Annotated in this window: 16 protein-coding genes; 6 read left to right on the forward strand and 10 right to left on the reverse strand. The window is 34.9% G+C overall.

The window, feature by feature from the left end:
• From ABY285_RS04330 to ABY285_RS04350, 5 genes are all read left to right on the forward strand, one after another.
• On the forward strand, nt 1-409 hold a 409-nt coding region (locus ABY285_RS04330; RefSeq protein ID WP_372767387.1), incomplete at its 5' end, for a mechanosensitive ion channel family protein.
• 35 nt (nt 410-444) lie between these two features.
• Nucleotides 445-903 (forward strand): helix-turn-helix domain-containing protein, encoded by a 459-nt coding sequence (locus ABY285_RS04335; protein WP_372767390.1) that lies wholly within the window; start codon nt 445-447, stop codon nt 901-903.
• 182 nt (nt 904-1,085) lie between these two features.
• Nucleotides 1,086-2,273 (forward strand): tRNA 2-thiouridine(34) synthase MnmA, encoded by a 1,188-nt coding sequence (gene mnmA / locus ABY285_RS04340; protein ID WP_372767392.1) that lies wholly within the window; start codon nt 1,086-1,088, stop codon nt 2,271-2,273.
• Between the two features lie 59 nt (nt 2,274-2,332).
• The gene (locus ABY285_RS04345) at nt 2,333-3,961 is read left to right on the forward strand and encodes a S8 family serine peptidase (RefSeq protein ID WP_372767394.1); all 1,629 of its coding nucleotides are present in this window, start codon (nt 2,333-2,335) and stop codon (nt 3,959-3,961) included.
• Complete coding sequence (locus ABY285_RS04350; RefSeq protein WP_372767396.1) at nt 3,962-4,897, forward strand: NAD(P)H-dependent flavin oxidoreductase; 936 nt, start codon at nt 3,962-3,964, stop codon at nt 4,895-4,897.
• A 29-nt stretch (nt 4,898-4,926) separates the two neighbouring features.
• On the opposite strand, the gene ABY285_RS04355 is transcribed toward ABY285_RS04350, so the two are convergent.
• From ABY285_RS04355 to mtaB, 7 genes are all read right to left on the reverse strand, one after another.
• Nucleotides 4,927-5,850, reverse strand: coding sequence for a sterol desaturase family protein (locus ABY285_RS04355; protein ID WP_372767398.1), 924 nt, complete (start codon nt 5,848-5,850; stop codon nt 4,927-4,929).
• 299 nt (nt 5,851-6,149) lie between these two features.
• Nucleotides 6,150-6,416: a DUF1456 family protein gene (locus tag ABY285_RS04360; protein ID WP_372767400.1), complete on the reverse strand. Its 267-nt coding sequence runs from the start codon at nt 6,414-6,416 to the stop codon at nt 6,150-6,152.
• Nucleotides 6,417-6,460: 44 nt separating this feature from the next.
• Nucleotides 6,461-6,838: a TSUP family transporter gene (locus ABY285_RS04365; protein ID WP_372767402.1), complete on the reverse strand. Its 378-nt coding sequence runs from the start codon at nt 6,836-6,838 to the stop codon at nt 6,461-6,463.
• Nucleotides 6,839-6,948: 110 nt separating this feature from the next.
• Complete coding sequence (locus tag ABY285_RS04370) at nt 6,949-7,878, reverse strand: lytic transglycosylase domain-containing protein (protein ID WP_372767404.1); 930 nt, start codon at nt 7,876-7,878, stop codon at nt 6,949-6,951.
• Nucleotides 7,879-7,947: 69 nt separating this feature from the next.
• The gene (locus ABY285_RS04375; RefSeq protein WP_372767406.1) at nt 7,948-8,616 is read right to left on the reverse strand and encodes an alpha/beta hydrolase; all 669 of its coding nucleotides are present in this window, start codon (nt 8,614-8,616) and stop codon (nt 7,948-7,950) included.
• The gene (locus tag ABY285_RS04380; RefSeq protein WP_372767408.1) at nt 8,616-9,257 is read right to left on the reverse strand and encodes a MarC family protein; all 642 of its coding nucleotides are present in this window, start codon (nt 9,255-9,257) and stop codon (nt 8,616-8,618) included. Before ABY285_RS04380 ends, ABY285_RS04375 begins: the two co-directional genes overlap by 1 nt.
• 23 nt (nt 9,258-9,280) lie before the next feature.
• Entirely contained in the window at nt 9,281-10,618 is a 1,338-nt protein-coding gene (gene mtaB, locus ABY285_RS04385) for a tRNA (N(6)-L-threonylcarbamoyladenosine(37)-C(2))-methylthiotransferase MtaB (protein ID WP_372767410.1), read from the reverse strand.
• A 49-nt stretch (nt 10,619-10,667) separates the two neighbouring features.
• Here mtaB and ABY285_RS04390 point away from each other — a divergent pair, with 49 nt between their 5' ends.
• Nucleotides 10,668-12,323 (forward strand): ABC transporter substrate-binding protein, encoded by a 1,656-nt coding sequence (locus ABY285_RS04390; RefSeq protein ID WP_372767412.1) that lies wholly within the window; start codon nt 10,668-10,670, stop codon nt 12,321-12,323.
• A gap of 236 nt (nt 12,324-12,559) precedes the next feature.
• On the opposite strand, the gene ABY285_RS04395 is transcribed toward ABY285_RS04390, so the two are convergent.
• The 3 genes from ABY285_RS04395 to ABY285_RS04405 form a co-directional block, all read right to left on the reverse strand.
• Entirely contained in the window at nt 12,560-13,369 is an 810-nt protein-coding gene (locus ABY285_RS04395; RefSeq protein ID WP_372767414.1) for an amidohydrolase family protein, read from the reverse strand.
• A 459-nt stretch (nt 13,370-13,828) separates the two neighbouring features.
• Nucleotides 13,829-14,626, reverse strand: a complete 798-nt coding sequence (locus ABY285_RS04400; RefSeq protein ID WP_372767416.1) for an aldose 1-epimerase — start codon at nt 14,624-14,626, stop codon at nt 13,829-13,831.
• Nucleotides 14,626-16,776: a DPP IV N-terminal domain-containing protein gene (locus tag ABY285_RS04405; RefSeq protein WP_372767418.1), complete on the reverse strand. Its 2,151-nt coding sequence runs from the start codon at nt 16,774-16,776 to the stop codon at nt 14,626-14,628. The genes ABY285_RS04400 and ABY285_RS04405 overlap by 1 nt, the downstream gene beginning before the upstream one ends.
• Between the last annotated feature and the right edge of the window lie 59 nt (nt 16,777-16,835).

Raw genomic sequence — 16,835 nt, forward strand, 5'->3', positions numbered from 1 at the left:
AAAAATAAGTCTGAGAATGACAACCTTAAGAGATTTAGACGGAACCGTTCACCATATTCCACATGGAGAAATTAAAGAAGTTTCAAATTATGCCAAAGATTTTGCCCGTGTAATTCTGGATATTGGTATTTCTTATGATGCCAATCTGGAACATGTAATTGGTGTGGTGAATGAAGTTGGAAATACATTGGCACAAGACACCCAATTTAGAGCATATATCATTAGTGCTCCCCAGTTTTTGAGGGTAAATAATTTTGCGGATTCCTCCATTATGATAAAGATTTTAGGAGAAACATTGCCACTTAAACAGTGGGAGGTAACAGGTGAATTGCGCAAAAGACTAAAAATTGCATTTGACAGGGAAGGAATTGAAATTCCGTTTCCTCAAAGGGTTATTCATCAAAGTTAAGAAGCTTAATTTTTAATTAAACAATAAAAGAGGGCATGCGCAATCAGAAAAAAATAGTCATAGAACAACTGGACCGCAAACTCAAACCATTTTATGAAATAAAAAACATAGAGGTTCCTGAGCGGGGATGGGTGTATACCATCAGAACTGCCCTAAATATGACTTTACAACAACTTGGACACAAATTAAAGATTACCATACAAGGCGTTAAAGACATCGAAAAAAGAGAATTATCAGGTTCAATTTCAATAAAATCGCTTAAAGAAGTCGCTAAGGCATTAGACATGCAATTTGTATATGGTTTTGTGTCAAACCATAACTCCATTGAAAAGTTCATCGAATTGAAAGCCATGGAATTGGCTAAAAAAATGGTGTTAAATAGTTTAAATGCCGCCAGTGAAAATAAGGAACTTAGTGAAGCGGACATACAGCGGGAAATTGAAGATTTTGCCAGTGAAATAAAAAGAGAAATTCCCAAATCTTTATGGGACTAAAAGTTTAATATTTAAATTTGCGCTTAAAGAAATTAAAGGTTGATAAAGTAAAAAATCAGGTTATGAAAATGGCCTGATTTTTTAGTAAAATTTAAGATGTAAGAATTAATTATTCTTACATAAACATTAACTTTTTGGTCAATAAAGTTATCCGTAACTTTGCAAACTAAAATTTGTTAAAAATGAAACGTGTAATTGTTGGACTTTCGGGCGGTGTTGATAGCAGTGTGGCAGCCTATTTGTTAAAAGAACAAGGCTATGAGGTGATTGGCTTGTTTATGAAAAACTGGCATGATGATTCCGTAACCATTTCTAATGAATGTCCCTGGCTGGAAGACAGTAACGACGCGATGCTGGTTGCAGATAAATTGGGAATCCCGTTTCAGGTAGTAGATTTAAGTGAAGAATACAAGGAACGGATTGTTGATTATATGTTCAATGAATATGAATTGGGGCGTACGCCTAATCCTGATGTGTTGTGCAACAGGGAAATAAAATTTGACGCTTTCTTAAAAATTGCCTTGGAATTGGGGGCCGATTATGTGGCAACAGGTCATTATTGCCGAAAAGGCGAGGAGTTGGTTCATGGAGAAACGGTGTGCAAATTGTTGGCTGGAAAGGACAAAAATAAAGACCAGTCTTATTTTTTATGTCAGTTGTCGCAGGAACAATTGTCGAAAGCCTTATTTCCAATCGGCGAATTGACAAAGCCTGAAGTTCGTAAAATAGCTGCCGAACAGGATTTAATCACTGCAGAAAAGAAAGATTCACAAGGCCTGTGTTTTATAGGAAAAGTGCGTTTGCCGGAATTTTTACAACAGAAATTAAAACCAAAAGAAGGTGTCATAGTTCAAATAGCACACGACTCGGAAATTTACAAAAGAGAAATACCAACTTTTGAAACAAAAGAGGAGGAACTGGCATTTTTCTCTAAAAAACACCGTTACCAAATTTCCGACGGAAAAATAGTGGCGAAACATCAGGGTGCCCATTATTTCACTAAAGGACAACGAAAAGGCCTTGCAGTTGGCGGCACCAAAGAACCCTTGTTTGTGATTGATACCGATGTAAATGAAAATGTAATTTACGTGGGCGAAGGCAAAGACCATCCGGGATTGTACCGCAATGTGTTGTTTGTAACCAATGAAGAATTGCATTGGATCCGACTGGATAGAACGTTGAAAAATGGAGAAAAGATGGATGTATTGGGGCGTATCAGATACCGTCAGGCCTTAGATGAAGCTGTTTTGTATAAAGCGGAAAGCGGCTTATATGTGGAGTTTAAAAACATGCAATCTGCCATTACTGAAGGTCAGTTTGTTGCCTGGTATATTAAAGATGAATTATTGGGCTCTGGCGTAATATCATAACTTTTAAAATTATACTTTCAATAAAAAAGAGTAATTTCGAATTGCATAAAATTTTTATTGTGAAAACAAAACTGCTTCTAACATGCTTATTTTTATTTACGCTCAATAATGCCATGGCTCAGGTTGAAGATGCCTGGATATATTTTAAGGACAAGCCAAATCAAACTGTATTTATTGCTTCGCCTTTAATGATGTTGTCGCAACGCGCTTTAGAAAGAAGAATGCGTTATCATATTCCACTCGATTTTAAAGATGTTCCTGCGGAAGCCACCTATATTACACAAATTAATAATGCCTCCGGAATTTCGGTTAAAGCCAAATCTAAATGGTTAAACGCGCTGTATATCCAAGGGACGCAAACGGATATCGCCAATCTGTTAGCCTTTAATTTTGTCGAGAGAGTTGACTATGCCAATAAATCTTTAAATACTTCAGGCAAAAACAGAAAGCAACAAATAGTCGTTCAAAAAGCAAATAAGTTAGATTTTACTACCGATCTTGACTATGGAAATGCTGCCAATCAAATAGAAATGTTGAAAGGAGAGGTACTTCACAAAAATAATTTTACCGGTGAGGGAATGCAAATTGCCATTATTGATGCCGGCTTTCCAAATGTTGATAATTTTGTGGCCTTTAAGCGGTTGCGTGACAACAATCAAATTTTAGGGGGCTACGATTTTGTAAATAGAAATGAAAATTTTTATACGGGTTCTTATCACGGAATGGCGGTGTTATCAACCATTGCTGGTTATGTGGACAATCAGTTTATTGGCACAGCACCGGATGCGAAATTTTATTTGTTTATTTCTGAAGATGCCGTAAAAGAAACACCTTTGGAAGAAAGTTTGTGGGTGGAAGCTGCTGAAAAAGCAGACAGTTTGGGTGTTGATGTGATAAACACTTCTTTGGGATATACCACATTTGACAATCCCAATTACAATTACGCGTATAGCGATATGGATGGCAAAACAACTTTTATTTCCAGAGGTGCGGAAATTGCTTTTTCTCGTGGAATGATTGTGGTAAACTCTGCTGGGAATGAAGGGAATGATCCTTGGCATTATATCAGCGCGCCGGCCGATGCCGTTTCTGTGTTAAGTATTGGTGCCGTGAATGCAACGGGTGCAATTGCCAGTTTTAGCTCTTTTGGACCAACGGCCGACAAGCGTATAAAGCCCGACATGTGCGCGCAAGGAGCAGGCGTTTATATTATTAATGCATCAGGAAGCATTGCGACATCAAACGGAACTTCATTTTCATCGCCCGTTTTGGCGGGGGTGGTTGCCTGTTTGTGGCAGGCTTTTCCAAATAAAACCAATGCCGAAATTGTTCAGCTTATAAAGGAGTCAGCACATTTATATGCAAATCCAACTGCGCAGGAGGGGTATGGAATTCCGAATTTTGCAACTGTTTTTAACATGCTGAATATAAATATAGAAGATGCAGAAGAAATTTTAGAAGTTGTGATCTATCCAAATCCATCAGAAAATGAAATAAGATTTAAATTTCCTGATCAGGTAACTGAAATGGAATTTGTTGTTTTTAGTGTTTTGGGGAAAAGAATAAGCTCAGAAAAAATTACGAGATCAAGTCCGGTAACAAATATTTCAAATTTACCCCAGGGCTTGTACTTTGTGCAATTAAAATTTGACGATAAAACAAAAACTTTTAAAATCCTGAAAAACTAAATGGAAAATAGCATCACCAAATTGTTCAACATTCAGTATCCTATAATTCAGGCCGGAATGGTTTGGAACAGTGGATGGAGATTGGCTTCAGCAGTAAGTAATGCAGGCGGATTGGGATTAATTGGCGCAGGCTCTATGTATCCTGATGTATTGCGCGAACACATTCAAAAATGTAAAAAGGCCACCCAAAAACCTTTTGGTATTAATGTGCCGATGTTGTACCCGAACGTTGAAGAAATTATGCAGATAATTGTGGAAGAAGGGGTGAACATTGTGTTTACTTCTGCAGGAAATCCGAAAACGTGGACCTCCTTTTTGCAAGAAAAAGGGATTACTGTGGTACATGTGGTGAGCAGCGTAGCTTTTGCTTTAAAATCAGAATTGGCGGGAGTAGATGCCGTGGTTGCTGAAGGTTTTGAAGCGGGCGGACATAATGGAAGAGAAGAAACAACCACTTTTACTTTAATTCCTATGGTAAAAGAAAAATTAAAGATTCCTTTAATTGCCGCAGGCGGCATTGCAACAGGAAGAGGAATGCTGGCCGCGATGGTTTTAGGTGCCGATGGTGTTCAGATTGGAAGCCGGTTTGTGGCGAGCAATGAATCTTCGGCACATATGAATTTTAAGGAAAAAGTTGTAAACACCAATGATGGAGAAACCTTGTTAACACTGAAAGAATTAGCACCTGTCAGGCTGATTAAAAATAAATTTTTCAATGAGTTACAAGAGTTGTATCAACAAAAACCAACGGTAGAACAATTAAAAGAAAAACTAGGGCGCTCAAGAGCTAAAAAAGGGATGTTTGAAGGTGATTTAGATGATGGAGAACTGGAAATTGGCCAAATTGCCGGATTGATACACGAAATAAAACCAGCCGCTGAAATAGTTAAAGAAATTATGGCGGAGTTTACTGAAGCAAAGAAATCTTTTTGTTAAAAGATAAAAAACACAGACTTATTAATAAATTAGGCCTCTTGTTCTTTAATTTTAAATTGCATTTGCTTTACAGTTAATGTTGCAGCATTATGACTCCAGCCAGGAGGTCCGAAAACGTACATAAATTTATGATACCAATTTTTAGACTTTTTTGTATCATGCCAAATATCTTTGTATTCATGGGTTAATATTACCCATGGATTGTATGAGTTTGGTGCAGTTGTAACACCAAATTCTATTTTTATATCTTCATCAAATTCTTTCCAGGTGCCAAATATTTTATCAAATATATTAAGAAACCCTCCGTGATTTTTATCCATATATTCCGCATTTTTAGCATGGTGAACCTGATGCATGGTATGGGTATTGAATATTTTTTCAATAATACCCATTTTAGGAATATAAACGGAATGAAGCTGAAATTGCCATAATGCTTCAATCCCTAAACATACAATGACCATTTCTGGCTGAAAACCAATTATAGGAAGCCATATGTAAAAAAACGGTTTGTATAAAACAGTAAACCAACCATTACGAACCGCTGTCCCTAAATTAAAATCTTCAGAAGAATGATGCACAATATGTGCGGCCCAAAAAAACCGCACCATATGATTTTGTCTGTGAAACCAGTAATAGGTAAAATCATCTAAAAGTTGGCATATTAACCAAACATACCAGGCATAACCAAAGGATTCCCATCCCAGAATATTTGTTCGGATACCATTAATTTCGGGATTAAATACTTCAAAGGCATAATTAAAAATGACAATTGCCGAAACGGTTTTAATTAATGCTGCAATTATGGCCGATCCAATCCCCATAATTAAGCTTGCTTTTAAATCCTTCCAATGATAAAGGTTTTTGTAATGATGAGTTTTGCTGTAAGTGAGTTCAAGTAAAATTAAAGCTAAGAAACAAGGAACTCCATAAACTAGAGGGTTGGTAAAATTCATTTATTTTTTTATTGGGTTGGAATATACTAATAATTTTAGGGAACCTCTAATGAATCATGAGTAATTGGAAAAAATGTCAGTTTAATACACGAAATAAAACCGGCCGCTGAAATAGTTAGAGAAATTGTGGTGGAGTTTACTGAAGCTAAGAAATATTTTTGTTAAAAAAGCACGATGTTTTATCATGCTGAACCTGCCGGCAGGCAGGTTTACTCAATGTTCTTTATTATTTGATTTTAAAAGTGTTCGTGAATCTTCGATTTCAGCATCTGAATATTTTAATTTTTGAATAGCGTGACTTATTTGTATTTCTTAGGAGGTGAAGTTTCCGGAACTTTTTTCGGCATGGGGCCTCTTAAATGAATAATCAATCCGTTTAAGAAATTTCGCAAAATTTGATCGCCGCATTCTTTGTATTTCTCATGGGTTTCATTTCTGAAAAAAGCTCCCAATTCACTTTTTGTAATTTCAAAGTCGACCAAGGCACATATTTTTACAATATCATCATCGCGTAATTTATGCGCTACACGAAGTTTTTTAAAAATGTCATTATTATTTAGTCCCATAGTTGCAAAGGTACTTGTTTTTTCGAATGGTTTTTATAAATTATTTATTTGGTGAAAATTAATTTAATGGCGACTAATAACATTAAAAATCCGAATACTTTTTTAAGTGTGCGCTGGTCTATTTGCAATGCTATTTTTGAACCTATAAATCCGCCAATAACAAAGAGTAAAGACACGATAAGCGCCACCCTCCAATCAATGCCTCCACCAGCTTTTTGATAATTATAAACAGCCAGAAATGTTACGGGAGGCAGCATGACGGCCAAACTTAAACCTTGGGCATTGTGCTGTGTCAATCCTAAAAATAACACAAATAAAGGAACCATTATGATACCGCCGCCAACACCAACCATGCCACTTAAAATTCCTGCCGACAATCCAATAATAATTAAAATGAGTATGGTAGTTACTGTCATTTTCATCAGTTTAAATTTTATTTTTTAGTGGTAACAGCTGCTGCCTGCCTGCCTGCCTGCCTGCCTGCCTGCCGGGAGGCAGGTTCGCTTTTATGTCAAAATTTGTTGTGCTCGTTTCATTTGATTTCAACTGGAATTTTTAATTGATAGGACTTTCCGGATTTATTGTTTAATGAATTTTCACGCAACCATGGATTGTGTAATTTCATAATTTTGTAATTAATGCCTAGGTCTTTCGAATACTGTGCAATATCAGTAATTGGCGTGTTCACCTCAATAATTTTGGTAGGTATTTCGGTATATAAATCTTCTTTTTCAAAGATAAATCCGTATTTCTCAGGATTTGACATGATTTCTTTAAGAGCAACGATTCTTAAAATATAGCGTTCTGTTTCATCTCCAAGAAGCAAATCGTAATAGCTGCTAACTTTTTGGGTTTCCATTTTGCTTGAAACACCTCTGTTTCCGGCATTGTATGCAGCAGCAGCCAATGTCCAGTTGCCAAAATTTTCTTTAGCGGCTTTTAAATAATTACAGGCAGCCTGTGTTGATTTTTCCATATGGTATCGTTCATCAACGTTGTCATTTACTTCCAATCCATTTTCTTTGGCAGTAGCATCCAATATTTGCCAAAAACCTTTGGCTCCGGCAGGGGAAGTTACGTTTTGCAAGCCACTTTCAATAACGGCTAAATATTTAAAATCGTTCGGTATACCATTTTTTTTAAGAATGGGTTCTATCACAGGAAAATATTTATGAGCCCTCTTAAAAAGTAGCATCGTATTGGATTGCCAATAGGTATTTACCAACAATTCTTTGTCTATTCGCTCTTTAATATCATCATTTTCAGTAGGCACACGTTCTCCTGCAAAATCTAAATTTTCAGGAATTTTCAACGCTTTAATCTGGTATGTTTCGCTGGTGTTTTTATCACCTTCTTTAAGATAATTCTTATTTTTTGAATCTGATTTTTTGACTGCAAAAATTAGCAATGAACTTATCATTATCACCGCAACTAATCCTAAAAGTTTAATTGACTTGTCCATGTTATTTTCGTTTTAAGGGATTGAAATGGTAAATTACAAATTAATTTGATGGGAACACAATGCACATGTTCATTTTAACATTTTAAGTGAATCGGTAATTATTTTACTGATTGTTTTTGCCTTGTTAATTACCATAATATGTGTGCCTTTTTCAACAGGAATACAGTTTTGTATATATTTATATGAAAAAATGGCGTCGTAAGTCCCGTGTATTTGCAGTACGTTCTCTAAGGGTTTGCTTTGCTGCCAATGCAATACATTGTAAATAGACCAGTTTAAATACTTCCTGTCTCTTACTGAAAAATATTTTTTGTATAATTTTAATCGTGTTTTGGAAGTATTTCCAAAGGCAAAAAACGAAAACAGTTCAATGTTTTCAATGACTTTTGAGGGAAATAATTCATAGATTTTTAATTTCTGAATGAATTTTAATGATTTTGATAATTCATTCCTGCTTTTTATGCTTGAGATGATAATCACTTTTTTAGGTTTAAGGAATTTACTCATTTCCTGAACCATAATTCCTCCAAAAGAAACACCCACCAAAACCGGATTTTCTTCAAGTACCAATTCGGACATTCTTTTAGCATATACTTCAATTGGCTCGTCTTCAGTAAAAGGAATCAGCCATTCCAGAAAATGAAGTTCAAATTCATCAGGAAATTGTAAAAATTCAAAAATATCCGGACTTGCAGCCAATCCGGGGACAAAATATATATGGGTTTTTGAGGTTTCCATTAACCGTTTAGGATCTCTAGAATGATTGGTTTTAATCCGCTAAAGAAAAATTCAACAGCAATTACCATCACAATTAATCCCATTAAACGCATCATAACCTTATTTCCTGTAACGCCAATTTTTTCAGTAATTTTACTTGCTCCTACAAGAATTATATAGGTTAAAAATAATATAAAAGCAATCGTAGAAATTAAAACTGCTTTTTGTGATATATCTGTTGCATCTTCCATTAAAATAATGGCATTGGTTATCGCCCCAGGTCCGCATATCATTGGAATGGCTAAAGGTGTTATGGAGATATCATCAACATATGCATCAATTTTTTGTTCATCATCGGTATGTTTTATGGATCCCAGTCGTGCCTGTAACATATCCCAACCCATTGCAAAGAAAATGACCCCACCAACAATCCGAAAGCTGTTTACTGAAATCCCAAAGAATTTAAATAGAATCTGACCCGAAAAAGCAAAAGCAATAATGGTGAAAAAGGCCACTAAAGTTGCTTTTTTAGCGGTTTGTTTACGTCGCTGTTTGCTTAAAGAGGCAGTCATCGACATAAATATAGGCATCGTGCCTAATGGATTTATCAGGGTAAAAAATGAGGTAAAAACCAGTAAGGCAAAAGGATATAAATCGGTCACAATATTTTTTTTAGGAGATAAATTTAGTCAACAAAAGTAGGGACTTTAATCCAATCAAAACGCACAATTCCGTCTTCATCTATCGCGGTCAGTTTTATTTCATGCAGTGTATTTACCAATTCCGGGTTCCATGGTGTTTTTACTTTAACGTAATTTTCTGTAAATCCGTAGATAAATCCGTCTTTGTTTTCACTTTCAAATAAAACAGTAAAGTCATTTCCCAACTGACTTTCATAAAATGCTCTGCGCTTTTTTACGGACAAACCTCTAAGCATTTTACTTCGTTTATTGCGGACATTTTTGGGCACAATACCATCCAATTCAATAGCTTCGGTATTTGGCCTTTCGGAATAGGTGAACACATGCAAATAGGAGATGTCCAATTCGTTTAAGTAATTGTAGGTTTCCAAAAATAATTCGTCTGTTTCTCCAGGAAATCCAACAATCACATCAACGCCAATACACGCATCCGGCATTTTGCTTTTAATGGATTCAACTCTGTCAGTGTATGTTTCCCTTAAATAACGACGCTTCATTAATTTAAGCAGGTGATCGCTGCCACTTTGCAGCGGTATATGAAAGTGTGGCACAAAACTTTTGGAATTGGCCACAAAATCGATGGTTTCTTTCTGAAGTAAATTGGGTTCAATGGACGAAATTCTGAAACGATGAATTTCGGCTACATCGTCAAGGGCTTTCACCAGGTCAAGAAAAGTGTTTTCATGCTTTTTATCCCCAAATTCTCCCTTGCCGTAATCTCCAATATTTACACCTGTCAGCACAATTTCCTTAATCCCTTTTTCTGAAATTTCTCGGGCGTTTTCCAACACATTTATCAACGTATCGCTTCTGGAAATTCCTCTTGCCAGCGGAATAGTGCAATAAGTGCATTTATAATCGCATCCGTCCTGCACTTTTAAAAAGGCACGCGTTCTGTCTCCAAAAGAGTAAGATCCTACATAAAAATTGGCATCTTCAATTTCACATGAGTGAACCTCGCCTATATCATTTTTGGCAAGATTGTTAATATAATCAGTTACTTTGAATTTTTCTGTAGCGCCCAAAACCAAATCAACTCCGTCAACGGCAGCGAGTTCTTCCGGTTTTAACTGGGCATAACACCCAATGGCAATTAAGAACGCTTTTTCGTTTAATTTTAAAGCGGATTTTATGATGGTTTTAAATCTTTTATCGGCATTGTCGGTTACTGAGCAAGTGTTAATGACGTAAATATCAGCCACTTCACTAAATTCAACACGTTCAAAACCTTCTTTTTGAAAGCTTCTGGAAATGGTAGAAGTTTCAGAAAAATTTAGTTTACACCCAAGTGTATAAAATGCGACTTTTTTTTGTGCGCTCATTCTTGTACATTTATCGGGTGCAAAAGTACAGAATTTTATTTTTATAACAATGATTGCAAAAATACCAAAACCACCTTATGATGTCTTAGTTTTTACCTCAATTAGGACTAAATTTAGTTTTTGGTTGTTGGTTTTTGGCTGTTTGTTGTTGGTTTCTTGTTCAACAAAAACAAAAGAACATAAAGATAATTTAGTTTTTAGGTACAATGAGCATGCCAATATTACCACATTAGATCCCGCTTTCGCAAAAGATTTACGAACTATTTGGGTTACAAATCAACTATTTAATGGATTGGTACAATTAGATGATCATTTAAATGTTCAACCTGATATTGCCCATTCCTGGGCCATTTCTGGTGAAGGGAAAACGTATTCATTCAATTTAAAAAAAGGAATTAAATTCCATAAACATATTTTGTTCGGTAAAGATTCTACAAGATCAGTAAAGGCAAGTGATTTTGAATACAGTTTTAATCGTTTGCTTGACCCTAATGTAGCTTCTCCAGGGAAATGGGTATTAGACTTTGTTGAAAAATTTGAAGCAGAAAATGACAGTACTTTTGTGATTCAATTAAAACAATCTTTCCCTCCATTTTTAAGTTTATTAAGTATGAAATACTGTTCGGTTGTTCCAAATGAAGCCATAACTTATTTTGGAGATACATTTAGAGCCAATCCAATAGGAACCGGACCTTTTCAATTTAAATTATGGGTTGAGAATACAAAGTTGGTTTTTCGTAAAAATATAGATTACCACGAAAAAGATGAAAACGGAGATCGCCTGCCTTATTTAGAGGCTGTTGCCATCACTTTTTTACCTGACAAACAGAGTGAGTTTTTGCAATTTATTCAGGGAAATATTGATTTTATGAGCAGTATTGACGCTTCTTATAAAGATGATTTATTGACTTCAGAAGGGCTGCTTAAGGAACATTACAAAGATCAGATTGATATGGTTTCAGGTCCTTATTTGAATACAGAATATTTAGGTGTTTATTTAGATGCAGCCGAGAAAGAAGTAAATGCCATAAAAATAAGGAAAGCAATTAATTATGGTTTTGATCGGGTAAAAATGATTAAATATTTGCGAAATGGCATTGGAACGCCTGCAATAAATGGTTTTATACCTAAAGGTTTACCATCATTTAATACAATGGAAGGCTATACCTATCAACCGGAAAAAGCGAAGGAATTGTTACAATCGTATATAGAAGAAACTGGAAATTTAAATCCGTCAATTACCATCAGTACAAACAGCCAGTATTTAGATTTGTGTGAATATATTCAACGTGAACTGGAGAGAATAGGGTTGCATGTGAATATTGATGTCATGCCGCCATCTACCTTAAGACAAACAAAAGTAAATGGACAGTTGAGTATTTTTAGGGGTAGTTGGGTTGCGGATTATCCTGATGCAGAAAATTACCTTTTTATATTTCATAGTAAAAATTTCTCGCCAAATGGTCCGAATTATACACACTACAGTTCAAAAGAATTTGATGCGATGTATGAAAAGGCAATTCAAACAACTGATAATCAAAAACGATTTGTGTTGTACCAACAAATGGATAGCTTAATCATGGAGTCTGCCGTTGTAATTCCGTTATATTACGATGAAGTAGTCCGGTTTTCAAGAAAAAACATAAGTGGATTGGGAATTAATCCCATTAATTTGTTGAGTTTGAAAAGAGTGAGGAAAGAATAAAAAAAAAGCAACGTCATTCTCAATTGGTCACTAAGCAAAGTAGAAGTGTTACTTCAAAATCTTATGATATTAATTATTGTTTTTAAAAAGGCTTTGAAACTGTTTAATCTCTTCTTTTTAACCGGGTTTTTCAAAATGACTATTTAACTTCATTAATGGTAACTGAATTTACTTAAAAAAAACAGAAACATCTATTTCAAAATGATGCTGTTTATGACTAGAATGTTAGAAATTATCTAAAGTTTTGAAGTGTCAATTTTAAACAGTTTTGCAGCATTTTTCCAAAGTATCAATTCCTTTTTTTCGTCTGGTAATTCTAATTGGTTCATAAATTTCAAATATGATTTCATGTTAGATATTGGCCAATCTGTACCGTACAACAAGTATTTTGGGTCGCCAGCATAGGTAATCATTTCTTCAATTTCCTTCTTCATATAACGCTCAAACTTATCGGAAAAATCACCAAGCACCAATCCGGAAATATCAGCATGTACATTTTTGTTTTTATACACCACTTCCATACAGTCTTTAATCCATGGGTTACCAACATGGCAAATAACGATTTTTAAATCTGGATAATCCACTGCCAAATCGTCTATATGTAAAGGATGCGAGAATTTTATTTTTCCTGTTGGTGCATAAGTATCACCAGAATGAAACATGACTGGGACATCAAATTCTACAGCCATATCGTACATCACTTTTAGCCTAATGTCATTGGGATAAAAAGGTTCGTAACCTGGATAAAACTTTAATCCTTTTATGAGTCCGGCTTCCAGATATTCACTAATTTCTCGTAAGTCTTTATAATTATAATTAAGATAACTAATACCTGCAACCACGCCAAGATTGTCTCTGCCACTGATAGCTTCTACCACTTTTTGAGTACTTGGTCTATTTTCGTTAACCTTGTATGACGAAAGAACCAAAGAATAATTAACTTTGTTTTCGAGCATGGTATCAGTTAGTTTGTTTAAACAATCTTCTAGGGAGGTTACTCTTTCTTCATGGTAGTTGTTAATGTGTGTGTGCACGTCTATAATCATGTGTGTTATGTTTTTTTTATTGCATTAAATGGTTCGTACTATAGGAGATTGCTGTTTTGTAACCTTAATTTTCCTATGTTTAAATATTGTATTTTAAGTTTTAGAAATGTCCAATATGATTAAATTTAGTTAGCATCTTAAGCTTAAAAATCATTTCCATCGTTTTTGTAAAACAATATACAAATTTAATGGTTGTATTTTATAATTTTTATTTTAACACGCTATTTTTAAAAGCATTTCAATTCAACTACAAACTCCCTATTAAATCTTGTCAAGTAAGCGTATAAATTTGTCATTTGTACGGTTAAGTGTTCTCACTAAAGTACATAATAGTTCTAAATAATATACTATAATAGATAATGTGCATTTTAGTTGAAAATAATGTAGTATGTTTAGGAAGTATAGATTAAAATATAGTTGTTAATTTCATAACTAAATATAGTTAAACACCCTAATTAGTTAAAAGGGGGTGATCACAACTTCAAAAAAATCTTTTCCATTTGAAATATTAAATAATTCTTTAGAAAGTGGTGGTTCTCCTTCTGAATAGGGATAAGCTGTTATTGGTTCAATACAAAGCATATTGGGAACTTCTGTCCATAACATAAAATTGTTGAATCCTCCTGTTTTAATGTCAATATTAAAACCTTTGGTTTTAATCAGCTTAATTTCTTGGGTATTTAAAACAGGATAGGCAGTTGAGCCGCCATCCATTATCTTTTGTAGTGAAACTTCTTCAGTTTTAGTTTTGCAAATTTCGGTTTTGTTGCCTGATAATTTAAAGGCGGGATGGTAACCTAACATAAATGGCATTCCTTTTTCAGCACCAACCTCAAAAGTAATTTTTAAGGAATGGTTTGTTAATTCGTATGTTTTTTTGAAACTGAAATTATAAGGCCAAAACAGTTTTTCCTTAGTAGATTTTTCGGGAAATTTTGAATTTTTCAGGAATGAATTAGCAGTATATTCTTTTTGGAAAACGGCAAAATCAGCGCCGTTTTCCATCAAGCTGTAAGTTAATTCTCTTAAAAGTCCGTGTTGATCCTGGATAGCATCACCTTTAGGCGTTGAAACCATAAAATCATTTGCTTCGGTTGGCCCAATGACAGGGAACATTTCTGTGTCCGAATTTCGCCATCCTGGTTGTCCTTTTTGATGAATCAGTTCTTCCTTATTTTTAAAAAAGCTGATCAATTCGCCTTTGTCAATTTTAACAGTGGAATTCTTGTCAGGGCTAATTAAAATTAGGGGTTTCATTATAAATTAATAGCTTCAGATTCCCTTTTATTATTTTCAACAATATAATCCATCATTTTTTTTATCAGGTGAGCCCTGTCGACACCGCGAACATTATGCTCGTGCATAGGATACGTAAAAAAGTCGATTTGAACTTTTTGTTTTACGGCTTCCTCCAATAAAGTCATACTGTGCTGAGGAACCACAGTTGGATCAATACTTCCGTGAATCAGCAACAATTTGCCGTCTAAATTTTTTATATAATTGTGAACTTTCGCTTTTTCATAACCTTCCGGGTTTTCCTGAGGCATATCCATATATCGTTCACCATACATCACTTCATAATATTTCCAGTCGGTTACCGGTCCTCCTGCAACAGCAGTGGAAAAAATACCCGGATTTCGCAACATTAAACTTGTTGTCATAAATCCGCCATAGCTCCAGCCATTTACTGCAATTCTTTTGCTGTCTACAAAAGTTAGCGATTTCAAATAGTCAATACCAGTTAATTGGTCTTCAATTTCTGCATCTCCTAATTTGCGGTGAATCACACTTTCAAATGCAAAACCTCTATTTGCTGAACCTCTGTTGTCGAGCGTAAAAACAATATAGTTTTCTAAAGTGGCAAAGGCAGTCATCCATAAACTAGAGCCTCCCAACCAGGAATTTGTAACCAATTGCGCATGAGGGCCGCCATAAACATATACCATAACAGGATATTTTTTTGTGGCGTCAAAATTGGCAGGTTTTGTGATTTTCGCATACAAATCGGTGCCGTCATTTCCTTTTAAAGTAATAAATTCGGTTATCCCAATTTTGTAATTTCTTAGCGGATTTTCAGCAGTGTGTATAGAAGTAGATTTTACTTGTTTTGTGGCAACAATTTCAATGTTTGTTGGGATGTTTAAACTGCTGTAGCTGTCAATTAAATAATTTCCGCTGGTGCTTAATTGCACTGAATGCGTGCCGTTTACTTTAGAAAGCTTGGTGTATTTACCTGTATTTAAATTTACTTTAAAGGCATGCATTTCTCTTGGGTCAGCTCCAGTTCCTGTAATAAATACATTATTTCCGCTTTCGTCAAAACCTAAAATTCCGGTCACTACCCAATTAAAACTGGTGACTTGTTTTAAGAGTTTCCCATCGGTTGTGTAGTGGTACAAATTCATAAACCCGTCTCGCTCGCTAAACCATAAAAAGTTGGTATTGCTGTTGGGTAAAAATACGGCATCGTGTTCTGGTTCCGTCCATTTGTCGTTGGTTTCTTCAAATAGCGTATTCACTTTTTTACCAGTTGAAACTTCGTACATATTGTACCAAACATGATTTTGACCTCTGTTAATTTCTGCGGTCAATACATATTTTTCATCAGGTGTCCATGATAAATTTGTCAAATAATGTTCATCTGAAGTGTCAATAGCTAAGTAAATTTTTTTTTGAGTTTTTAAATGATAAATACCAATTTTGGCAATTTCACTTCCTTGTCCGGCCATAGGATATTTAATATTTTTTAAAGAAGCCGGATACGCAGTAATATCAACCAATGGGTAATCCGTAACATGGCTTTCGTCTTTTTGGTAAAATGCCAGATAATTTCCTTCAGGACTCCAGAAAGTTCCTTTCACAATGCCAAATTCACTTCTGTGAATGGCTTGTCCGGAAACAATGTTTTTATCAACAATGCTGGTTACTTCAATTTTTGGGCTTGAAGATGTTCCAATATATAAATTGTTGTTTAATGTGTAAGCGATTGCTTTTGCTTTGGAATTGTATTCCGTATTTTCTGCAGCTTCATCAAAAGAAATGGAAGCGCTTTTTGATTTGGTATTGTAATTAAAAGTTTCAATGAAATTATTATTCCTAAACACCAGTTCATTGGTTGAGATTTCCATTAATCTAGGGAATCGCGTTAATTCTGGATAGCTTTTTTGAAGATCGGAAAGCGGAATTTTTTGGGTCACGTTTTTCGAAGCAGCGTCAGTAAAAATCAATGCGTTGTCTTTTTGAAAAACGTAGGTATTGGAATTAGTCACCCATTGAAGGCCGTTTAATGAGGAAGGATTCAGTCCTTTTTGATAGCCTAAAACAGCATCTTCAAGACTTAACCTTGTTTGCTGTGAAAATCCTAAAACAAAGGTACATAAAAACAGAAATGAAACTATTTTTTTCATAAGGAGTATTGGTTTTTTTTAATGAATGCTAAAATATGGAATTATAATATTTTTAGTGC

Origin of the sequence: Lutibacter sp. (assembly GCF_041555395.1) — a bacterium.
GTDB lineage: Bacteria > Bacteroidota > Bacteroidia > Flavobacteriales > Flavobacteriaceae > Lutibacter.